Here is a 20,195-nt window from a genome sequence, read left to right on the forward strand (position 1 = left end):
GGCCCGTCATCACCCATGACGGAGCGGATTCGAGGAAGGTAACAACATGTCCGGCGCCAACCCCGACCCCGGGCCCGGTCCCACGGACCCGATGGTCGAGGCGTTCGAATCCCAGCGCGACCGACTGCGCGCGGTCGCCCATCGCATGCTCGGGTCGCATTCCGACGCGGAGGACGTGGTCCAGGAAGCCTGGCTGCGGTTGTCCCGCCAGGACACGGCGACCATCCACAACCTCGGCGGCTGGCTGACCACGGTGGTCGGCCGGATCAGCCTGGACGTGCTGCGCTCGCGGCAGGCCCGTCCCGAGGCGTCCTACGACGAGCAGTTGCCGGAGTTCGTCGTGGCGATCGACGACGGCCGCGCCGGAGGAGGAAGCGGTGCTCGCCGACTCGGTCGGGCTCGCGCTCTTGGTCGTGCTCGAATCGTTGCGGCCGAACGAACGGCTCGCGTTCGTGCTGCACGACCTGTTCGCGGTGCCGTTCGAGGAGATCGGCCGGATCCTCGGCAAGTCCGCCGACGCCACCAAGATGCCGGCCAGCCGGGCGCGCAGGAAGGTACGGGCGACCGAGCGGACGGCGGACGGCGTCCGGGAGCAGCGCGAGGTGGTCCACGCGTTTTTGGCGGCGGCTCGCCACGGCGCCTTCGAGGAGTTGTTGCGCGTGCTCGATCCCGAGGTGCGGCTGGTCGTCGATACCCCCGGCGGTACGGTCGTCACCCTCGGCGCCACCAAGGTCGCGGCGGGGGCGCGACTGGCCGGGGGCGGGGTCGCGCTGGGGCGGCCGGCGTTCGTCAACGGCCTGCCCGGGGTTGTTTCCTGGAGCGAGGACGGCTCTCCGCTCTCGGTCCTCGCGTTCACCGTCGTCGACGGCCGGATCACCGAGATCAGGGCCGTGGTCGACCCGGCGAAGCCGGCCCTGATGGATCTGCCGGATCCGAGGTGAGCCAGGGCGATGCGACGGAGGTCGGGAGTGGCCGCGACGTACAATCCCAGCGAGGGCGAGGCGCCAGGCCGAGATTCCGGCACCGGGGTGAGGGAGGGGACCGGATGTTCGGTTCGAAGAAGAAGCAGAAGCTCGACGATCTGATGGCGCAGCTCAGGCCCGACCTGAGTCGGGAATCACTGGGCGTCGGGCCCGACTTCCCGGGCGTCGCCCCGAACCCGGTCCTGAGCGGTGACGCACGGAAGCGCAATGCGGAACTGCGTACGGGGACGCTTGCGCTCGGTGTTCTCGTCGACTGGCGGGAGGTCAACAACAATCCACGCGTGGTCCTGATGTTCGACGTGGAGACCGCCGACGGCATCTCGTTCCGCGGTATCGCGGACGAAAACCTCACGATCACCGAGCTCACCCGACTCGCCCCGGGCCAGACGTTGCCCGTGCGCTACCGGCCGGCCGTGATGGACCACTACGTCTCCCTTGCCCGGGACGCGGACCCCGCCCACGTGCAGCGGCTCTCCGACGAGATCGCGAGCCGCAGGCGGCCCTGACCCGAAGCCATCGGGACGACCCCGGCCGGGCGCCCGGCCGAACCGAACGGGGCGATCGCCGCCGGGCGCCGTCCGTCAGCTCGCGTTCGGGCCCGCCGTGCGGAACGGGCGGAAGAACGTGCGTAGTTCCTCGGCGTACAGTTCGGGTTCCTCGAATGCCGCGAAGTGGCCGCCGCGTTCGGCCTCGGTCACGCGCACGACGTTCGTGGTGCGCTCCATCCAGGCGCGCGGTGGGCGGATCAGGTCGCCGGGGAACAGCGTGAAGCCGGAGGGGACTTCGACCCGGCGGGCGAGTTGTGCGGGCGGGATCGAGCCGTTGGCCCGATACATCCGCATCGACGAGCCGATCGTCTCGGTGAGCCAGTAGATGGTGATGTTGGTCAGGATCTCGTCCTTGGTGAAACTGCGCTCGATGTCGCCGTCGCAGTCGCTCCACGCGCGGAGCTTCTCGACGATCCAGGCGGCGAGGCCGGCCGGCGAGTCGGTGAGCCCGACTGCGGCGGTCTGCGGCTTCGTCCGATGCATCGCGGCGTAGCCGCCCTCGGCCGCGCCCCAGGCGGCGACCTCCCGGAACCACTCGCGCTCCTCGGGCGTGAACTCGGCGAGGTCGCCGGAGACCACGGGTACACCGGCGTCGGTGCGGTGCACGGCCACCACCCGGTCGGGGTGGTCGAGGGCGAGGTAGCGACTGACGTGGCTGCCGATGTCCCCACCCGCCGCGCCGAATCGGGCGTAGCCGAGCCCGTCCATCAACTCGGCCCACAGACCGGCGACGGCGATGGAGTCGAGGGGCGGACCGGTCGGGCGATCCGAATACCCGTAGCCCGGCATGTCCGGTACGACGACATCGAACGCGTCGGCCGGATCACCCCCGTGCGCACCGGGATCGGTCAGCAGCGAAATCACCTTGGTGTAGCGCCAGAACGAATCCGGCCACCCGTGCCCGAGCACCAACGGCAACACGGGCCCGGTCGGCGCGACGGCCCGGGCATGCACGTAATGGATCCCGAGCCCACCGACCGTCGCCCGAAAGCGCGGCAGCCGATTGAGCGCGGCCTCCTGCGCGCCCCAGTCGAACCCGTCCGCCCAATAGCCCACCAACTCCCGGAGATACCCGAGATCGACCCCGAGCCCCCACCCGACCTCCTCCGGCGCATCCGGCCATCGCGTCGCCCGCAACCGCGCCCGAAGGTCGGCAAGCACGGCGGGATCGGTGCGCCCGATGAACTGCTGCGACTGGAACACCTTTTCGTCCGACATAGGACGCATGCTAACTCCGCGACGATCACACCCCGGACCGCACACGCACCCACGACCTCACGGCCCGGATGGTCGCGATCACGTCACCGCCTACGTGCGGAAGCGGGTCCACAGGTTGGGGTAGCGGGTGGCCAGGGCATCGTCGAATTCCAGGTTGATCGCCGTGCCGACCGGGTCCACCGGTTGGGGTGGGAGGCCCACCGGGGGCATGGGGGTGCCGGTCATCTGTTCGTATGCCTCGTCGGCGGCGTAGCCCAGGTCCTCGCCGTCGCCGTCGATGTCCGGGTCGAAGGTGTCGAGGAGGTCGGCCAGGTCGTCGGGGTCGCGGAGGGCGCCCTCGAAGACGTCCCGGCCCTGGCCGATCAGCCAGCAGCGGAACGCGTCGAAGACGTCGTCGCTCGCGCCTTCGAGCAGGACCGCCGCCGCGCCCCACAGGTCCCAGCGGTACGCGCGGGTGTAGCGCGCCTCGAAGTGTTTGGCGAAGTCGCAGACGGAGTCGGGATCGAGCTGTGTCAGGCGCTCCACCAGCAGGTCGGCCTGCTCTTCGGGGTCGCCCTCGGCCGCCTCGCGCGTGGCGTCAATGAGTTCCCAGAACTCGCTCTCGTCCATCACGGTCGGATCATCGCATGCGCGGGGCCGAACGCCCGGGAGGACATGAAGGGCAATTCGGTTCGCCCGCCCGGGGTCGGCCCCGGGTCAACCGTCGGCGTGCGAGGCGGCTCCGTCCAGGATCGCCGCCACGGTACGCCGGGCGAAATCCGGCTCGACCGGAAGTTGGCGGAAGACCACCCGGAGCCAGGCGGCGCCGGCCGGCAGGTCCATCAGCAACATCGGGTCCGCGTCGGCGGCGAGTTCGCCCCGGGCGACGGCGCGCTCGAAGACGGGACGTTCGCGCGCCAGGCGACCGGCGAAGAAGGTGCCGGCGTGTTCGGCGAGTTCGGCGCTGTGGGTGACCGCACCCAGGGCGGCGACGGCGATGTCGGCCGTCGGCGGGGTGGTGAGCAGGGACACCATGCCGTCCATCAGCGCCTCCAGATCGCCCCGGAGGCTGCCGGTGTCGGGCATGGGGACTCCAGGCGCCGGGCACCGGTGAGCGCGGCGCCGAGGAGGGCCCCCTTCGACGGCCACCAGCGGTAGATCTCCGGGCCGCGTGCGGCGGCGCCCCCTGACGTCGAGAGCTACCGGGCCCTGCCCGCCGCGTACAACCGCCGGATCCGCGCCGAGTCCGCCGGCGCCGCACCCGACAGCGTGAGGAAGTGCTCGACCTGCCAGGCGCGCGTCCGCTCCGCCTGTCGAACGGTCGGCGTCACCCACGGCGGGTAGACCCGAAAACCCCGCTTGCCCCCGACACCGCCCACGGACAGGATGCCGCGCTCCGCCAGCACCGCCGTCGGAAACACGAACTGCCCGAGGTGTTCGCCCTGCCGGCAACCGATCACCACCAGGTCGATCGCATCCTCGACCGCCGACGGCTCGATCGGCCCGGCGGCCGAGCGCCGCCACAGGGTGACGAACAGGCCGACCTTGGTCGGCGTGGTCCTCGCGCTCCGAAAGCGGACTCGCGCACCGGCCACGGTGAGCGTGTACGCCCCATATTCGGCGCTCTCCGGCTCGGCGACCGGGCGGCTCGATCCGAACCCGATCCGGTCGTAGACCAGCTCCTTGGCGGCAGTCAGATCGGCGGGCAGGGACGGCGACCCGTCGGCCGGCCACGGCTCGACCCCCGGGTCTGACCCGGCCGAAAGATCAGGGTTCGTAGCCATTCGGGCATTCTGCCGGCCCGCACCGACAATGCTGGTGCCGACCCCGAACGGTGTGATGCCCGGTGACCCAAACCTCGGGGCACCGGGCATCACAATGGGGACAGCGGTCGTACGGACTACCTACGTGCTACGTGCTCTCGGTGTGCGGCCTCAGCACGGTCCGAGGTCGAGCCACACCCCCCACTGCCCGGTGGTCCCGGGGGTCTCGCCCTGGGTCCACCACTTGGCGCGGTAGGTGTGCCCCTGGTACGAGACCGTGTTGCCGCCCACGTAGACGGTGTTCGCGTCCCAGGCGGGCGCGGAGCAGTTGCCCGGACCGCCGTCGCCGACCGTCAGCGTGTACGTGGTCGAGTGCACGACCGAGCCCGTGCCCGTGATGGTGATCGGGTACGTACCGGCCGCGGTGCCCGCCGCGACGGTGATCGTCGCGGTCGAGGAGGTGCCGCTCTGGACCGACGGCGGGCTGAAGCTCACGCTGATGCCCGACGGCGCGTTCGAGCCGAGCGTCACCGTCTGCGCCGTACCACTGGAGGTGGTGGTGTTCACCGTCGTGGAGACGGTGGCACCGGGCAGCGCGTTGCCGGAGGAGGGAACCGCCGAGATGGTGAAGTCGTTGTTCGGCGTGGTGCCGCCGACCGCGGTCTTCCAGATGGTGTACGCGACACCGTCCGCGCTGCGGTTGAGCACCGTGGCGCTGATGTTGGAGCTGGTGTCACACGAGGAGTGGTAGCAGGAGTCGTAGGACTGGTTGGCCTGCCCGCCCCACTTCGTCGCCTGTGCCGAGGTCTTGCGCGCGTCGGCACCGGCCGCGTAGCCCGACGTCGGGATGCCGGCCTGCTGGAAGGAGTAGTCGTCGGAGCGTCCCTGGCCCTCGACGTTCTCCTCCGGGCGCAGGTTCAGCGAGTCCCAGTACGCCTTCATCGGCGCGGACGTGGCGGAGTTGATGTTGTTGATGAAGTAGCCGCCGTTGGGCGAGCCGACCATGTCGAAGTTGTAGTAGCCCTTGATCGCCGCGCGCTGCGCGGAGCCGAGCTGGCTGACGTAGAACTGCGAGCCCTGGAGGCCCTGTTCCTCGCCGGCCCACCAGCCGAAGCGCACGTGCTTGGTCAGGCTGGGGTTGGCCTGGGCGAGCGCGAGCGCGTTCTCCAGGAGGGTGGCGGAACCCGAACCGTTGTCGTTGATGCCGGGACCGGCACCGACGCTGTCCAGGTGGGCGCCGAACATGACGACCGAGTCGGCGGGGCCGCCGGGCCAGTCGGCGATCAGGTTGTTGGAGCGGTACGTGCAGGAGGTGCAGGTCTGCTCGCTGACCTGGTATCCGGCCGCCTGGAGCTTACCCTTCACGTACGCCACCGACGCGGTGTAACCGGCGCTGCCCGCACGGCGGTTGCCGCCGTTCTGGTTCGCGATCTGGTTGAGCTGCGTCAGGTGCGACTGCACGTTCGCGACGTTGATGTCCGGCGGGTCGCTCGGGTTGCCCGGCCCGCTGCCGACGGTCAACGTGTACTGCGCGGTGTGCGAGGTGGAACCCGTGCCCGTGATGGTGACCGAGCTGGTGCCCGCGCTCGCCGACGCGCTCGCCGACAGGGTCAGAACGGAGGACTGGCCCGTGCCGATGGTCGCCGGGTTGAACGACGCGGTGACGCCGGCCGGGAGGGGGCCGGTGGTCAGGGTGACGTTCTGCGCCGGACCCGAGACCAGCGTGGCGGTCACGGTGGTGGTCGTGGTGCCACCGGGCGTCACACTGCCGCTGGTCGGGCTGACCGCGAGGCTGAAGTCCGAACCCGGGTCGACGTTGCAGACCGGGTCGCCGGTCTGGGCCGGCACGCTGATCGCGTCCCACGCCGCCTTGGTCTTCTTGAACAGGTCACACGTCGGGTCGATGGTCTTGGCCGCGGTGAGCGTCGCGGTCCGGTAGCGCTTGTAGGTCATGCCGCTGGTCTTGAGCAGCATGCCGCCGTAGAAGACCTTGCCGGCCTTCTGGATGCCCACGCCCGAGAGGGTGGTGTTGTTGCAGGTCGGGCTGGTCGGCTTGCCGCCGCCCGGGTTGGTGCCCTCGGCGAGCAGGTAGAACCAGTGGTTCAGCGGTCCGGCCGCCGCGTGCTCCTCGGTGTTGGGAATGGAGGAGCTGTAGCAGTCGGGGTCGCCGTTGGTGGACGGCTTGTACATGTAGCGGATCGGGCCCTGGCCCACCAGGTTCACGCTCTCGCCGACCGTGTAGTCGGGAGCGTCGTACGGCGAGGGCTCGTTCGCGTACGCCTCGGTCAGCGCGCCCATGATGTCGCCGGTGGCTTCGCCGAGCCCGGCCTCACCGCTGGTGCTGCCCGGGGTGAACTGGTCGATGCCGTGGCCGAATTCGTGGCCGACGACGTCCATCGAGCCGATCCACTGGTTGCTCTGGTTGTGGCCGATGGAGATGGAGGAGCCGTCCCAGTAGGCGTTGACGTCGTTCAGGCCGACCTTGACCGGCCAGCTGCCGCCCGTGCCGTCGTGGCCGTTGCGACCGAGCCAGTCGCGGAGCATGTTCCATTCCTTCTGCGCCGCCCAGAAGACGTCGGCGCAGCCGGTTTCCTTGCTCGACGCCTGGCCGTTGCCCCACGAGTCGGTGGACTTCGAGAAGACCTGGCCGGAACTGTAGTCGGAACAGGTCAGACCGGGGCGGTTCGGGTCGCGCAGGGAGTACGTACCACCGGAGTTGGTGGTGTCGATGGTCAGCGGACTCGGGCCGTTCCACTGGCTGTTCGCGGAGCCGGCCTTGACCTCGTCGGTCGTGCCCAGCACCGCGCCGGTGGTCGCGTCGACGAACACGTGCAGCCGGCTGGGCGCGGTCGCGGTACGACCCGCCACCACCGTCTCCCAGGCCAGCGCGCTCTTGTCGTCCTTGACCCGCACGACGAGGCGGTGCGATTCGACCTTGTCCACGACGGGGAGTTGGGCCCGGGACGTGGCCTCGGCGGCACTGGCCGCCACCGTCGGTTGGGTGATCACGGAGATGCGCGCGTCGGTCGAGGCCTGCGTCGCGTGGACGCGGCCCTTGCCGTCGGCCATGACCACCGCGTCGCCGCCGACGACCGGCAGGCCGCGGTAGGTGCGCTGGTACGCGACCGAGTACAGGTCGTTGATCCACGGCGTGACGACCTGGCGTTCGTACTGCTCGTCGGGACCCTTGGCGAGGGCGTCCAGGCCGCTTGCGGCCGCCCGGTCGGCGGCGGATACCGCGAGTGCCTGCGGGTTTGCGGGGGGAGGTGACGGGTCGGCGACGGCCGGTGCTCCGGCCGCGCCGATCGCCAAGCCGGCGAGCATGGCCAGGACGGTCCCGGCCGTGGTCGTTCTGCGATTCATCGAGGCTCCTTGGGAGGGGACATGCCTCGACCACGTCGCCGGCTTGCGCCGCGTACGCCTCGTGAGCGACGCGGGCGACCGTGCAGGCCGGGTTCGTGCCCGAGCGAGCGAAACACTCACACGGGTGTGGGGCGGCGGAGAAGCGCTCGGCAACGGCCGGCAAATTCCGGCAAACGCCAAGCAGACCCCGGGAGTCGCGGGAGTGCCTGGTCGCCCGGTCGGGCGGCGCTGCGATGCCCCGACGCGTGCGCCGACGACCGTTCAGTGACCCGGCATCTGCTCCAAGAGGTCGCGCACCTCCGGCAGATCGCTCCAATGTTGGGTCAGACGTCGGCGCAGGCCCAGTAGTTCCCGATTTGTGGTCGCGGTGCCCAGGCCGGCGGCCTCGTGGATGACCGGGGCGGCGGTGGTCACCGCCGCGTCGGGACGGCCGGCGCAGGCGAGCGCGTCGGCCAGCCGTACGGTCAGCAACACCCGGGCGGGGCGCAGCGGAACGGGCAGCAGGTCCAACGCGGCCTCCACCGACTGGACCGCCGACCGGGCCGAGGCGAGATCGCCGGTACGCGCGGCCAGATCGCGCAGCGCGCCGCCGACGGTGGCCTCCATGCGGAGTCGGCCGGCCAGTCCGGTCAGCCACGGTGCCTCGGCGCGGTCGCGTTCGTCGAAGCGGTTGATCTGCCGATGCGCGGTGGCGATCTCCTGGCGACACTCGCCGATGTCGCCGCCGAGCGCGTGGCCGCGGGCCTGGTAGAGCTTGGCGAGCGTGGTGATCCAGGCCCGGCCGGTGTCCACCGCCTCCAGGGCGCGGGCGTAGGCCAGTGCGGCCGTCGCGTCGCCGTCGAGGCGGGCCAACGAGCAAACGTCGGCGAGCAGCGAGGCGCGGGCGCCCGGACTCTCGCACACGTCCGCCCAGTTGAGGCCGCGGTCGTACCAGGCCATGCCGATCACGCTCTGGCCCTGCTGCATCCGGAAACGCCCGGCGAGTTGGGCGTAGTCGGCGGCCAGGCGCAGCTGCGCGTGCGGCGAACGGCCTTGCGCGTTCAGGGATTCGGCCCAGCTGACGATGCGGCGCAGCACGTACTCGACGGAGCCGACCAGGCCGGTGGTGGTGCCGCCGTGCAGGCCGGCCTGGGTGTAGCCGCCGAGCAGGGCGGTGAGTACGTGGACCACGTCGGGGTCGACGCCGGTCGGGTTGTTGCCGTCGATGCCGGCGAGGATGGTGAGCGCGTCGGCGTACGGCGGGACCTCGCACTCGTGGCAGCCGTCCTTGCCGTGCAGGGGGCAGGGCAGGCCGTGGTAGGGCAGCCGCTCGGGCCAGAACCGGTCGGCCAGGGGGGCGAGTCCGGCCGGCGCCTCGCCGCCGGGTATCACCGAGAAGTGCGTGCGGTGCAGGGCGGGCGGCGGGATGGCGCGGCTGGTCAGGAGGGCGGACAGGTCGCCGCCGGTGTCGAGGAGGTCGTCGAGCCGGCGCGGCAGGCCGGCGGGCGGTTCGCGCAGGCCCGCCTCCAGCTTGCTGATCAGGCTGTGGTGGTAGCCGACGCGCAGCCCGAGTTGCTGCTGGGTCATTCCGGCGAGGCGGCGCCGGGTCCGCAGCGTGCGGCCGAACTCCGCCCACAACGGTGTGGACGCGACCTTTAGAGGTGTGGACGCGACCTGTGTGGTGACGGGTGCGTTCGGGAGCCTGTTCACGTTCGTCCTCCCCGAGGTAACTCCGGATGGTCGACGGTTGGTCACTGCCCGGAGCAGGGTGACAGACGGGAGTGCGAGTTGTCTCCGATGGAACGAGGCATTCCGCTTTTGGCGTGCGGTGGAGGTGGGATTGGGCGGGGGTGGGTGGCACGGGACGCGGTGTGACATATCACCCCGGGTTGGCGGGGGCGGCCTTGGGCGCCGGCCGGGCCGTTCGGGCTCGGATGTTGCTTCGGCCGGGTGTGGGTTGGGCCGGAATGGGGCTTGTGGTTGGTGCGGTGATCAGGCCGTGGGCGTGGCTTTCGGGGGGAGGTTCGACAGGAGGCCGTCCCTTGCGCCTGGGCCCGGGGTTGCCTTCAGGGTTTCGGGGGTCAGGGGTTCCCGGCAGGCGGAGCAGATGTGGACCGCGGTTGTGGGGTGGCCGCACGGGGTGTGGGTGACGATCACCGGGGGGCCGTCGGGGGCGGCCCATTGGTCGCCCCACTGGCGCATGGCGTTGAGTACCGGCCACAGGGCGCGGCCCTTGTCGGTCAGGCGGTAGTCGTAGCGGACCGGCTTGTCCTGGTAGGCCGCGCGTTCGAGGATGCCGTGCTCGATCAGGTGCTCCAGGCGCTGGGTGAGCACGTTGCGCGAGATGCCGAGCCGTTCGTGGAAGTCGTCGAAGCGGGTCACGCCGAAGAAGGCGTCCCGCACGATCAGCATCGTCCACCACTCGCCGCCCACCTCGAGGAACTGGGCGACCGAGCAGTGCATCTCCTGGAAGCTCTTGCGGCGCATGGCGTCAGTGTAATGGGTGGGTTGCATGATTGTACTTAGTAAGTTGCTTTATAGAACTCGCTCGTTCTAGGTTGGCCGAGTTGCTTCATAGGACTTACTCGCTCGGTGACCCGGGAGGGCTCTCGTTATGGCCGGTAATGGCTCGGATCGACCGCCGCGTGCGTTTGCGGCGGTGTTGGTCTGTGCGGGCGTGGTGCTCGTCAACCTGGACCTGTTCATCGTCAACGTCGCGATGCCCTCGCTGGCCGAGACGTGGTCGGGCTCTTCGCTCGCCGACCTGTCCTGGGTGCTGAACGCCTACACGGTCGTCTTCGCCGCCCTCCTCGTGCCGGCCGGGCGGTTGTCCGATCGGATCGGGCATCGGCGTGCGTTCCTGGCCGGCGTCGCGGTCTTCACCCTGGCCTCCGCGCTGTGCGCCGCCGCGCCGGAGTTGGTGGTCCTGGTGATCGCCCGACTCGGCCAGGCGGTCGGCGCCGCGCTGTTGATGCCCGCGTCGCTGGGGTTGTTGCTCACGTCGTACCCGCCCGAACGTCGCGGTACGGTGATCCGCGCCTGGGCCGCGATCGGTGGAATCGCCGCCGCGGTGGGCCCGGTCCTGGGCGGCCTGTTGCTCGAACCCGGTTGGCGCTGGGTCTTCGTGGTCAACCTGCCGATCGGCGTGCTGACGCTGGTATTCGGCGCGCGCCGACTGCCCGACCCCGCGCCGACCGATCGTGGGCCGCTGCCGGACTTGGTGGGAGCCGTGCTGTTGACCGCCGCGATCGGCGCGTTGTCGCTGGGCGTGGTGCGGGCGCCGGACTGGGGCTGGTGGTCCGGCCGTACGGTCGGCGTGTGGGCGGCCACCCTGGTGCTGGTGGCTGGATTCCTCGTGCGCAACGGGCGGCACCCGCGTCCGGTGGTCGAGGGCGCGCTGGTGCGAAATCGGGTCTATGCGGTCTCCGGGGTGGCCAACGTCCTGTTCGGCGTCGCGTTCGCCGGGATGCTGATCTCCGCCACGATGTGGATGCAGACCGTGTGGGGTTGGAGTGCGCTGCGGACCGGCCTCGGGACCGTTCCCGGGCCGCTGTGCGTGCCGCTCGTGACGATTTTGGCCGGGCGGTACGCGGCCCGGGTCGGACCGGGGCCGCTGGTCGTGCTGGGCGGGATCTCCTTCAGTGCGGGTTTGGGGTGGTGGATCGTCCGACTCGAACCGCACGCGCACTACGCGAGCGACTTCCTGCCCGGTTCGATCCTCAGCGGCATCGGCGTCGGGCTGGTCCTGCCGACCCTGATCGCCACCGCGACCGGTGCGCTGACGCCGGATCGCTTCGCCACCGGTTCGGGGGTGATCACGATGTTGCGGCAGGTCGGTGCGGCCCTCGGGGTCGCGGTGTTCGTCGCGGCGGTCGGCACGGAGGCCACACTCGACGGCTACGACCGGGCCTGGTGCATCCTCGGCGGCGCGACGTTGCTCACCGCGCTCGCCGCCCTGTTCCTGCCGAGGGCGGGCCGCGGCGCGGGCACGGCAGCGGGAGGTGCGGCCGAGCGGGCCTCGGGAGCGGTGGCGGCTTCGGCGGTATCGACGCCGGTGAACTGACGAGCGGGGCAGGGCGGGGAGCGGGCACGCCGGGCGCGGGGCCGCTCCCCGCCCCGGTCGGGCTTCCCGCCCGGGGTGGGGCTTGTGTCCCCGGTGGGTTCCCGTTTTTGGTCAGGTCGCCTTGGTCGCCTTGGCGGCCTTGGCGGCGCGTTTGGCTTCCTGTTTGTGGGCGCGGACCTTGGCCAGGGAGTCGGGGCCGGTGATGTCGGCCACCGAGCGGTAGGAGCCGACCTCTCCGTAGGCGCCGGCCGCTTCGCGCCAGCCCTTGGGGGTCACACCGTATTGTTTGCCGAGCAGGGCCAGGAAGATCTGTGCCTTCTGCTTTCCGAAACCGGGCAGTTCCTGGAGCCGCTTCAGCAGTTCGGCGCCGGTTTTCGCGTCGGCCCAGACCGCGCTCGCGTCGCCGTCGTAGTGCTCGACCAGGTACTGGCACAACTGCTGGACGCGGTGGGCCATCGAGCCGGGGTAGCGGTGTACGGCGGGCTTCTCGACGAAGAGCGCGGTGAAGGCGTCCGGGTCGTAGGCGGCGATCTCGTGTGCGTCCAGGTCGGTGGCGCCCAGGCGTTGGGTGATCGTGTAGGGGCCGGTGAACGCCCATTCCATCGGGATCTGCTGGTCCAGCAACATGCCGGTCAGCGCCGCCAACGCACTGCGTCCCAACAACTCGTCGGCCTCGTCCTGCTGGGCGAGGTGCACTGTCGTGTTCATCCCCCGATGATCTCCCGGCCGGCCCCGGACCCGCACCCGGACTCGCCGCCGATCACGTGGATGGGGCGCTGCCGGCCGGCGGCGATGCGGACGGGTGGTCATGGTCAGCCCAGAGCCGTTGCCACTGCCGGGACCGCGGCTCGGGCGACGGCTTCGACCTGGGATACGCCCTCGTCCATGGTCGGCTGGTCGTCGGAGAGGATGGCGATCAGCAGTGGCCGGCCGGCGTGGGTGATGTGGCCGATGCTGTTGATCACCCACAGGCCGGTGGCATCGCGGGGGAGCCAGCCGTTCTTGAGCGCCGGAGTGGTGGCGGGGTCGGCGGTGACCGATACGCCCCAGGTCTGGTCGTCCTCGACGGAGGTCATCAGGTCGGCGACATAGGCCCGGGAGCCGGCGTCGAGGGGTGAGTCGGCGGCGGTGATCGCGGCCAGTAGGCGGACCTGGTCGGCGGCGGTCGTCGTGGTCAACCCCCAGGACGCGCCGGTCGGTTCGGTCTCGGTCAGGCCCAGGAGGGCATTGGCGGCGCGCAAGCCGGCGGCACCGCCGATGGCGGACCACAGGGTGTCGGCGGCGTCGTTGTCGCTGTTCTCGATCATGGCCTCGGCCGCGGCCCGTTCGGCGGCGGTCGGCGCGCGGTCGTCGTGCTGGGCCCGCAGGAGCAGCGCGGCCAGGATGTCGACCTTGACGATGCTCGCGGCGACGTAGGCGCGGTCCTCCCGATAGCCGGCGATGGTGCCGTCGGCCGGGTCGAGGATGGCGACCGACACGCTTCCGGTGGTCGCGGGCATCGCGGCGGCGAGGACGTCGGCGGCGACCGGGCCCACGGGCGGTTGCGGGTCGGCGCCGCGGGCCACGTCGGTGGGGGCGGCGGTGGGGCTGTCCGGCGGTGGCAAGGTGGGCTCCGTGTGCTCGGGCGGCGTGGCCGATGTCCCCGGAGCCGCACCGGTGTTCGCGGTGGCGGTGGCGCTCGCGGTCGGCTCGGCGCGGCTGCGGGAGACGGCCGACCACAGCAGGGTCGCACAGACCAGGACGATCACGATGGGCGCGACGACGGCTCGGCCTCGGCCGATCGGGCGGCGGCGGGTGCGCTCGCGAGCGGGGCTCATGCTCCATACGGTGGTGGGCGGCCCTGTGCGGTGGGTGAGACGCGCATGAAGAGCGGATGAGAGTGGCGGCAGTGGCACGGCGAACACGCCGACACCGCGGCGGTCATGCTCGTGCTCGCGCGCGTGCTCGTGGGATCCGGCGGTTGCCCCGCTGCCCGCCGACGTGGAGGATCGTGCGATGCCCGTGCCGCCACCCCACCTCGACCCCGACTCGGCGACACGATGGCGGCGCGCCCGCGCCCGGGCCGTGGACCATCTCCTGGCGGCCGTGGCCGAGTCCCGCAGGGTCGACGAACTCGTGCTGCGCGGGAGCGTGTTGCTCAAGGCCTGGTACGGCGCGGCGGCCCGCGATCCGGGTGACCTCGACTTCGTGGTGACGACGCAGGGGTGGGGGCCGGAGGACGGCCGTACCGACCGGATGTTCGCCGAGATCGTGCGCCGCGCCGAGGAGTCGTCCGCGACGGATGCGTTCGGCGTACGGGTCGTCGCGACCCGGGCCCTGGACGAAACGCTCCGGGCCTACGACCGCGCGCCCGGCCGCCGACTCGGACTTCCGTGGCGGGCCGAGGGGTTGCCGGGCGGGACGGTGCACCTGGACTTCGTCTTCGGCGAACGCCTGCCGAGCGAGCCGGAGTTGGTCGAGATCCCGCGCTCGGACGGCACCGGCACACACCTGCTGGTCGGCGCCACCCCCGAACAGTCGTTGGCCTGGAAGTTGTTGTGGCTGGTCGAGGACGACCACCCGCGCCCCCAGGATCTCCACGACGCGGTACTGCTCGCGGAGCACGTGCCGTTGCCCGTCTCGCTGCTGCGGGCCACGTTCATGGCGTTCGACCCCAGCTACGGCGGCCACCCGTTCACCGTGGCTTCACTCGCCCTGGACCGGGTGAAGCCCTTCGAACCGGGCGACGATCAGCCCGAGTTGACGGCCGACGAGCTACCGGCACGACTGATTCGGGCGCTCGCACCGACCTTCGCCGCAGACGCGGGGTCCGGCGAGAGCGGGTATGCGCGGGCCGTGCGGCGGTTGCGCCCCTGGATCGAGAAGTGCCGTGCGCTGCGCGGGGATTCGCGGGCACTGTCGGACGTGATCACAGCCGACTCGTGGCATCTGGACTCGGCCCTGGTGGTGTACCGCGAAGTGATGGGGCCGGGGACCTGCGACCTGGCCGAGGCCGCGCGGGTGGTGACCGGCCACTGGGACGCGCGGCCGGCGCAGGTCGGACACGAGCGGTGGCATCCGCATGTGGTGGCGGAGGCATTCGGGCGGTTGGGTTAGGGGTGGGGCGGGGGTTGGGTGAGGAGTCGGATGGAGCGTTCGCGCATTTCGATTTTGCGGATTTTGCCGGTCACCGTCATGGGGAACGCGTCGACCAAGTGGACGTAGCGCGGGATCTTGTAGTGGGCCAGCCGGCCCGTGCAGAACTCGCGGAGGGCGCCGGCGGTCAACTCCGGGGCGCCGGGGCGGAGTTTGATCCAGGCCATCAGCTCCTCGCCGTAGCGGGCGTCCGGGACGCCGACGACCTGGACGTCCTCGATGTCCGGGTGCGCGTACAGGAACTCCTCGATCTCGCGCGGGTATACGTTCTCGCCGCCGCGGATGACCATGTCCTTGATCCGGCCGACGATGGAGACGTAGCCGTCCGCGTCCATCGTCGCCAGGTCGCCGGTGTGCATCCAGCCGTCGGCGTCGATCACCTCGGCGGTGCGCTCGGGGTCGCGCCAGTAGCCGAGCATCACCGAGTAGCCGCGCGTGCAGAATTCGCCGGGGGAGCCCTCGGGGACGGTCGCGCCCGTGGTCGGGTCGACCACCTTGATCTCCAGGTGCGGGTGGACCCGGCCGACCGTACCGACCCGGCGCTCCAGCGAGTCGTCGCGGCGGGTCTGGGTGGACACCGGCGAGGTCTCGGTCATCCCATAGCAGATGGTTACCTCGGTCATGCCCATCCGGTCGATCACCCGCTTCATCACCTCCACCGGACACGGTGAACCGGCCATGACGCCGGTGCGCAGCGAGGACAGGTCGTACTTGCCCGCCTCGAAGTCGGGCAGGGCGAGCTCGGCGATGAACATGGTCGGCACGCCGTACAGGACCGTGCACCGCTCCTCGTGCACGGCGCGCAGCGTGGCGGCCGGGTCGAACAGCGCGGCCGGGATCACCATGCACGCGCCGTGGCTGGTCGCGCCGAGATTGCCCATCACCATGCCGAAGCAGTGGTAGAAGGGCACCGGCAGGCACACCCGGTCGGCGGCGGTCCAGCCCTGGATCTCGGCGACCAGGAAGCCGTTGCCGAGGATGTTGCGGTGGGAGAGGGTGGCGCCTTTCGGGAAGCCGGTCGTGCCGGAGGTGTACTGGATGTTGATCGGATCCTCGGGCCGCAGCGTGGCCTCGCGGGCGCGCAACCGGTCGAGCGAGACGTCGGCGCCCTCGGCGAGCAGGGCAGGCCAGTCCGGGGTGTCGATGTGCACGACACGTTCCAGGTCGGGGCAGGTCGGGCGGACCTCGGCGACCATCGCGGGGTAGTCGCTGGTCTTCACGCGCGAGGCGGCGATCAGGAGCCGGGTCCCGGATTGGGCGAGCGCGTATTCGATCTCGTGCACCCGGTAGGCCGGGTTGAGGTTGACCAGGATCGCGCCGACGCGGGCGGCGGCGTACTGGACGAGGGTCCATTCGGCACAGTTGGGCGACCAGATGCCGACGCGGTCGCCCGCCTCGATGCCGACGCCGATCAGGGCGCGGGCGAGGTTGTCGACGGCGGTGTCGAACTCCGCGTACGTCCAGCGCCGGTCGCTCGCGCATTCGACGAGCGCGTCGTGGTCCGGGTACGCGGCGGCGATCCGGGCCAGGTTCGCGCCGATGGTCTCGTGGGGCAGGGGCGGCGTGCGCTCTCCCTGGCGGGAGGACGGGGGGATTTCGGCCTGCGGCGGGGCGGGCACGGGGGCGGTCATCGCGGGTCACCTGCCTGGACGGGGTGGGTGGCGGGGCCGGGTTTTCGATGTGGCGTGTCTGTGTGGTCGCGACGGTAGGTGGGGGCGGGTGGGGGCGGCGAGCGGAGTACCCCCGAATGGGGGTGATGCCGGACGGGGCTCGGCAGTACGGTGCCCGGGCGCGGTGTGGGTGTGCCCTGGATGGGTACGACGCGAGCCTGAGTGTGGAGTGTGGGGAGGGGCCATGGGCGGACCGGCGGCGGGCTCGGTCGAGGATCCGCTTGCGCGGGCCGTCGAGCGGTTTCGGGCGCGGACCGGGGTGGACGTGGCCTTCGCCGGGCCGTGTCCGAGTACGGCGGATCGGCTGGTGATCTCGTACCTGAGCGGCACCTCGACGCGCGTGTTCGCCGGGTTGACGGTGGTCGCCGGGAGCGGGGTCGGCGGCAAGGCGATCACGACGCGGCGGCCGGTGCGGGTGGTGGACTACGTCGCGGCTTCGGCGATCAGCCACGAGTACGACCGGGCGGTCACGACGGAGGGGGTGCGGGCGGTGTTCGCTGTGCCGGTTCCCGTGCCGGGGCCCGGCGGTGGGCGGGGGGTGGTGGCGGCGGTGCTGTATGGGGCGTTGCGGCGGCCGTCGGACTTCGGGGACGGCATTTTGACCACGGCCTGTGATGCGGCGAGGGAGGCGGGGCACGAGATCGCCGTGGCGCGTGAGGTCGAGCAACGCATGGCGCGGGCGGCGGAGTTGCCGGGGTGGGCGGCGTTGGAGATTCGGCTGGCCCATGCGGATTTGCTGGCGCTGGCGGGGACGGCCGCGGTCGACGATCCGGTGCTGGGGGAGCGGTTGCGGGCGGTGTGTGGGCGGTTGGCGCGGACGGCGGCCTCGGTCGGGGAGGGCGGAGGCGCCGTGCGGGCGGCGGGGCCGCGGTTGACGGTGCGTGAGACGGATGTGTTGGCCCTGGTGGGGGTGGGGCGGACCAACGCGGAGGTGGCGCAGGCGCTGGGGGTGGGGGCGGAGACGGTGAAGAGCTACCTGCGGTCCGCGATGCGGAAGCTTGGGGCGCACAATCGGGTGGAGGCGGTCGGCGCGGCGCGCGCGACGGGGCTGTTGCCGTAGCCCTTGCGGGCGGCCGGGGGTGGTCGCCCGGTGCGATCGGGTCCTCGCCCGACGGAGGCCGGCGTCTCGTCCCGGCCGTCCTCAAACGCCGGACGGGCTGGTTTGGTTGGGTCCCGTGCGTGGGTTGCGGCCGCGAGTGGGTGTGGCTTTGTTTGATCCTCAAGCGCCGGACGCGCTGCTGTGGTCGGTTTTGTGTGTCTGGGTTGCGGTTGCGAGTCGGCGTGGCCTTGTTGTTGTCAAGGGCCGGGTGGGCTGCTGTGGTCGAGGGGGTTCCCGGCCCGTTGGCTGGATGGGCCGGGAACCTCGCTGCGTGTGGATTATGCGATGACCTGGACCACCGTGATCAACAGTCGACTGTTGGTGATCTGGTAGACGACGAACACACTTCCGCATGTCGCCTCTCGGCGGTCCTTGCTGTAGGTCGGGCTGGATCCCGACCCGTACGGGTCCTGGGCGATGCGCTGCATGCCGTTGTCCAGGTCCCGCCGTTGGTCAGGGGCGAGTTGGTCGCGCGCCCTTTGCGATTTGGGATCGTAGGTCACGTCGTACGACATCGGGATCCTCCCCCATGATCACCCGCGCGTCGGCTTCCTCGGCCAGGCGCTGAATTCTGTCGTGATCGCGCTCCACTGCTTCGACCATTTCCGGGGGGCGCGCCCATCGGACCATCGTCGCGAACATGTCCCTGGCGGGAGTGTTCTCGATCGCCTCCGTGAACTCGGCGCGCTGCTCTTCGGGCAGGGCCGCACGGATGCCCGCGATGGTGGCCGGCATGGTTACCCATTCGTCCCCGACGACCGTACGGAACAGCCTTCCGTCTTGGGTGTCGGGAACAGTCGGGTCGTGGTCCTGCGGTTCGTCTGGAGTGTCGTTCATGCGCTTCCTCGGGGGTCCATCGTCCGGTTGCTCTCAGTGTGCCCTCGAAAGCACATCGTGAGCCAGGGTTCGGCGGTGCGGGCAAGTTCCGAAGTATGGGACCCGAGTGGGGGGAATCGGGGGAGACGGTAGTTTTGGGGATGGTCCGGGGGGCCTTTGGTGTTTGGTGTGTAGCGGATTTGGTGCTCGGGGAGTTTGCCCCGATCGAGTACTCGTGGAGGGACGCCATGTCCTTGTTGACCGTGTGGCCTGAGGACGATGCCACCGAGGTGGTCGTGCGGACTTCGGATCCGGGGGAGATCGCTCGAGAGTTGGAGCCGATCGGGGTTCGGTTCGAGCGGTGGACGGCCGATGTGGCGTTGCCGGATGGGGCTACGCAGGATCAGGTGATCGCGGCCTACAAGACCGAGGTGGATCGTATTTCCGCGGCCGAGGGGTACATCCTCGTGGACGTGATCCGGTTGCAGCCGTCGGATGATCCGAAGTGGCCGGCCAAGGCCGCCGGGGCGCGGGCGAAGTTTTTGACCGAGCACACGCATGAGGATGACGAGGTGCGCTTCTTCGTCGAGGGCGCCGGCATCTTCTACCTGCACATCGCCGGCCGGGTGCACGCGGTGCTGTGCGAGGCCGGTGATCTGCTCTCGGTGCCCAAGGGCATCACGCACTGGTTCGACATGGGCGTGGAGCCGTCGGTGGCCGCGATCCGGTTCTTCCACGACGAGGACGGCTGGGTCGGCGACTTCACCGGTGACCCGATCGCCTCGCGCTTCCCGGACTTCGACGAGATCTGGGCCGGGTACGCCGCGTGAGCTCAGGCACGAACCCGGTCGACGCGCCGCTGACGGTGGTCGTCGACATCGAGGGCACCACCAGCGCCACCGGCTTCATCACCGAGCAGTTGTATCCGTACTCCCGCGTGCACTTCGCGCGTTGGCTGGACGAGCACGGCGACCACCCCGACGTGATGCGTGCCGTCGAGGCCGTGCGGGAGCTGATCGGCGAGCCCGACGCGGACAACCGGCGGATCGTCGAGGCATTGAACGGCTGGCTCGACCGGGACGAGAAGGTCACGCCGCTCAAGGCGCTCCAGGGCCTGATCTGGGCCGAGGGCTTCGCGTCCGGCGAACTCACCTCGCACTTCTACCCGGACGCGATCCCGGCGCTGCGCGCGTGGCACGCGGCCGGGCATCGGCTGTACATCTTCTCCTCGGGCTCGGTGGCCGCGCAGCGTGCGTGGTTCGGCAGTTCGCCCGAGGGGTCGCTGCTGCCGCTGTTCTCGGGGCACTTCGACACGGAGAACGCCGGCCCGAAGCGGGTCGCCGACTCGTACCGCACGATCGCGGCGCAGATCGGCGAGCGGCCGGAGCGCCTGGTCTTCCTGTCCGACGTGGTCGAGGAGTTGGACGCGGCGCGCGAGGCCGGGTGGTGGACCATCGGCGTACGCCGGCCGGACGCCGACGAGCCGTACTACGACCGGGGCGTGGGCGATCACCCGGAGACGGCCACCTTCGCACGGCTGGACCTGACGGGCGATCGGCCGATCCTGCGCGAGCCCTGA

General features: G+C 70.9%; 18 protein-coding genes and 1 pseudogene. 7 read left to right on the top strand and 12 right to left on the bottom strand.

Translation table 11 applies throughout. The features are described from left to right. The first annotated feature begins 46 nt into the window (after nucleotides 1-46). Nucleotides 47-941: pseudogene (locus ACH4XV_RS03050) on the top strand (sigma-70 family RNA polymerase sigma factor). 104 nt (nucleotides 942-1,045) lie between these two features. Beyond that, nucleotides 1,046-1,489 carry a hypothetical protein gene (locus ACH4XV_RS03055; RefSeq protein ID WP_395786520.1) on the top strand — a complete coding sequence of 148 codons (444 nt, stop codon included), beginning with the start codon at nucleotides 1,046-1,048 and terminating at the stop codon, nucleotides 1,487-1,489. Between the two features lie 75 nt (nucleotides 1,490-1,564). Here ACH4XV_RS03055 and ACH4XV_RS03060 read toward each other — a convergent pair whose 3' ends face one another. The 7 genes from ACH4XV_RS03060 to ACH4XV_RS03090 all read right to left on the bottom strand — a co-directional run bounded on the left by ACH4XV_RS03060 (nucleotide 1,565) and on the right by ACH4XV_RS03090 (nucleotide 10,320). Next, a complete protein-coding gene (locus ACH4XV_RS03060; RefSeq protein WP_395786521.1) occupies nucleotides 1,565-2,749 on the bottom strand; it encodes an epoxide hydrolase family protein in 1,185 nt (394 codons plus the stop codon). A gap of 90 nt (nucleotides 2,750-2,839) precedes the next feature. After that, nucleotides 2,840-3,358, bottom strand: a complete 519-nt coding sequence (locus ACH4XV_RS03065) for a DUF4240 domain-containing protein (RefSeq protein ID WP_395787047.1) — start codon at nucleotides 3,356-3,358, stop codon at nucleotides 2,840-2,842. A gap of 87 nt (nucleotides 3,359-3,445) precedes the next feature. Continuing rightward, nucleotides 3,446-3,814, bottom strand: coding sequence for a TetR-like C-terminal domain-containing protein (locus ACH4XV_RS03070; protein ID WP_395786522.1), 369 nt, complete (start codon nucleotides 3,812-3,814; stop codon nucleotides 3,446-3,448). 113 nt (nucleotides 3,815-3,927) lie between these two features. Continuing rightward, the gene (locus ACH4XV_RS03075; RefSeq protein WP_395786523.1) at nucleotides 3,928-4,512 is read right to left on the bottom strand and encodes a MepB family protein; all 585 of its coding nucleotides are present in this window, start codon (nucleotides 4,510-4,512) and stop codon (nucleotides 3,928-3,930) included. Between the two features lie 150 nt (nucleotides 4,513-4,662). Further along, nucleotides 4,663-7,854 (bottom strand): M28 family peptidase, encoded by a 3,192-nt coding sequence (locus ACH4XV_RS03080; RefSeq protein ID WP_395786524.1) that lies wholly within the window; start codon nucleotides 7,852-7,854, stop codon nucleotides 4,663-4,665. Between the two features lie 261 nt (nucleotides 7,855-8,115). Beyond that, nucleotides 8,116-9,543: a helix-turn-helix domain-containing protein gene (locus ACH4XV_RS03085; protein WP_395786525.1), complete on the bottom strand. Its 1,428-nt coding sequence runs from the start codon at nucleotides 9,541-9,543 to the stop codon at nucleotides 8,116-8,118. Between the two features lie 282 nt (nucleotides 9,544-9,825). Then, entirely contained in the window at nucleotides 9,826-10,320 is a 495-nt protein-coding gene (locus ACH4XV_RS03090) for a winged helix-turn-helix transcriptional regulator (RefSeq protein ID WP_395786526.1), read from the bottom strand. Between the two features lie 172 nt (nucleotides 10,321-10,492). On the opposite strand from ACH4XV_RS03090, the gene ACH4XV_RS03095 reads away from it, so the two are divergent. After that, nucleotides 10,493-11,896: a DHA2 family efflux MFS transporter permease subunit gene (locus tag ACH4XV_RS03095; protein ID WP_395786527.1), complete on the top strand. Its 1,404-nt coding sequence runs from the start codon at nucleotides 10,493-10,495 to the stop codon at nucleotides 11,894-11,896. 111 nt (nucleotides 11,897-12,007) lie between these two features. On the opposite strand, the gene ACH4XV_RS03100 is transcribed toward ACH4XV_RS03095, so the two are convergent. Then, nucleotides 12,008-12,604: an HhH-GPD-type base excision DNA repair protein gene (locus ACH4XV_RS03100; protein ID WP_395786528.1), complete on the bottom strand. Its 597-nt coding sequence runs from the start codon at nucleotides 12,602-12,604 to the stop codon at nucleotides 12,008-12,010. Between the two features lie 104 nt (nucleotides 12,605-12,708). Next, nucleotides 12,709-13,713 (bottom strand): serine hydrolase, encoded by a 1,005-nt coding sequence (locus tag ACH4XV_RS03105; protein WP_395786529.1) that lies wholly within the window; start codon nucleotides 13,711-13,713, stop codon nucleotides 12,709-12,711. 178 nt (nucleotides 13,714-13,891) lie between these two features. Here ACH4XV_RS03105 and ACH4XV_RS03110 point away from each other — a divergent pair, with 178 nt between their 5' ends. Beyond that, nucleotides 13,892-14,992, top strand: a complete 1,101-nt coding sequence (locus ACH4XV_RS03110) for a nucleotidyl transferase AbiEii/AbiGii toxin family protein (protein ID WP_395786530.1) — start codon at nucleotides 13,892-13,894, stop codon at nucleotides 14,990-14,992. Here ACH4XV_RS03110 and ACH4XV_RS03115 read toward each other — a convergent pair. Beyond that, nucleotides 14,989-16,662: an AMP-binding protein gene (locus ACH4XV_RS03115; RefSeq protein ID WP_395786531.1), complete on the bottom strand. Its 1,674-nt coding sequence runs from the start codon at nucleotides 16,660-16,662 to the stop codon at nucleotides 14,989-14,991. The genes ACH4XV_RS03110 and ACH4XV_RS03115 overlap by 4 nt on opposite strands. Before the next feature lie 223 nt (nucleotides 16,663-16,885). On the opposite strand from ACH4XV_RS03115, the gene ACH4XV_RS03120 reads away from it, so the two are divergent. After that, nucleotides 16,886-17,761 carry a response regulator transcription factor gene (locus tag ACH4XV_RS03120; RefSeq protein ID WP_395786532.1) on the top strand — a complete coding sequence of 292 codons (876 nt, stop codon included), beginning with the start codon at nucleotides 16,886-16,888 and terminating at the stop codon, nucleotides 17,759-17,761. Nucleotides 17,762-18,078: 317 nt separating this feature from the next. Here the strand turns inward: ACH4XV_RS03120 and ACH4XV_RS03125 are convergent, their stop codons facing one another. Together ACH4XV_RS03125 and ACH4XV_RS03130 are read right to left on the bottom strand one after the other, a co-directional pair. Next, nucleotides 18,079-18,228, bottom strand: coding sequence for a hypothetical protein (locus ACH4XV_RS03125; protein WP_201261031.1), 150 nt, complete (start codon nucleotides 18,226-18,228; stop codon nucleotides 18,079-18,081). Between the two features lie 25 nt (nucleotides 18,229-18,253). Then, nucleotides 18,254-18,637, bottom strand: a complete 384-nt coding sequence (locus ACH4XV_RS03130; protein ID WP_395786533.1) for a hypothetical protein — start codon at nucleotides 18,635-18,637, stop codon at nucleotides 18,254-18,256. A gap of 227 nt (nucleotides 18,638-18,864) precedes the next feature. Between ACH4XV_RS03130 and ACH4XV_RS03135 the strand changes: the two genes are divergently transcribed. Further along, nucleotides 18,865-19,446, top strand: a complete 582-nt coding sequence (locus ACH4XV_RS03135; protein ID WP_395786534.1) for a 1,2-dihydroxy-3-keto-5-methylthiopentene dioxygenase — start codon at nucleotides 18,865-18,867, stop codon at nucleotides 19,444-19,446. Continuing rightward, entirely contained in the window at nucleotides 19,443-20,195 is a 753-nt protein-coding gene (gene mtnC, locus ACH4XV_RS03140) for an acireductone synthase (RefSeq protein WP_395786535.1), read from the top strand. Before ACH4XV_RS03135 ends, mtnC begins: the two co-directional genes overlap by 4 nt.

The organism is Embleya sp. NPDC020630, from assembly GCF_044334985.1.
GTDB lineage: Bacteria > Actinomycetota > Actinomycetes > Streptomycetales > Streptomycetaceae > Embleya.

Bases quoted from the DNA above. Each gene is read 5' to 3' on its own strand.
- ACH4XV_RS03075 (WP_395786523.1), bottom strand. From the start codon at position 4,512: ATGGCTACGAACCCTGATCTTTCGGCCGGGTCAGACCCGGGGGTCGAG.
- ACH4XV_RS03100 (WP_395786528.1), bottom strand. From the start codon at position 12,604: ATGAACACGACAGTGCACCTCGCCCAGCAGGACGAGGCCGACGAGTTG.
- ACH4XV_RS03135 (WP_395786534.1), top strand. From the start codon at position 18,865: ATGTCCTTGTTGACCGTGTGGCCTGAGGACGATGCCACCGAGGTGGTC.
- ACH4XV_RS03065 (WP_395787047.1), bottom strand. From the start codon at position 3,358: ATGGACGAGAGCGAGTTCTGGGAACTCATTGACGCCACGCGCGAGGCG.
- ACH4XV_RS03055 (WP_395786520.1), top strand. From the start codon at position 1,046: ATGTTCGGTTCGAAGAAGAAGCAGAAGCTCGACGATCTGATGGCGCAG.
- ACH4XV_RS03120 (WP_395786532.1), top strand. From the start codon at position 16,886: ATGGGCGGACCGGCGGCGGGCTCGGTCGAGGATCCGCTTGCGCGGGCC.
- ACH4XV_RS03115 (WP_395786531.1), bottom strand. From the start codon at position 16,662: ATGACCGCCCCCGTGCCCGCCCCGCCGCAGGCCGAAATCCCCCCGTCC.
- ACH4XV_RS03125 (WP_201261031.1), bottom strand. From the start codon at position 18,228: ATGCAGCGCATCGCCCAGGACCCGTACGGGTCGGGATCCAGCCCGACC.
- ACH4XV_RS03060 (WP_395786521.1), bottom strand. From the start codon at position 2,749: ATGTCGGACGAAAAGGTGTTCCAGTCGCAGCAGTTCATCGGGCGCACC.
- ACH4XV_RS03130 (WP_395786533.1), bottom strand. From the start codon at position 18,637: ATGAACGACACTCCAGACGAACCGCAGGACCACGACCCGACTGTTCCC.
- ACH4XV_RS03080 (WP_395786524.1), bottom strand. From the start codon at position 7,854: ATGAATCGCAGAACGACCACGGCCGGGACCGTCCTGGCCATGCTCGCC.
- ACH4XV_RS03110 (WP_395786530.1), top strand. From the start codon at position 13,892: ATGCCCGTGCCGCCACCCCACCTCGACCCCGACTCGGCGACACGATGG.
- ACH4XV_RS03090 (WP_395786526.1), bottom strand. From the start codon at position 10,320: ATGCGCCGCAAGAGCTTCCAGGAGATGCACTGCTCGGTCGCCCAGTTC.
- ACH4XV_RS03105 (WP_395786529.1), bottom strand. From the start codon at position 13,713: ATGAGCCCCGCTCGCGAGCGCACCCGCCGCCGCCCGATCGGCCGAGGC.
- ACH4XV_RS03070 (WP_395786522.1), bottom strand. From the start codon at position 3,814: ATGCCCGACACCGGCAGCCTCCGGGGCGATCTGGAGGCGCTGATGGAC.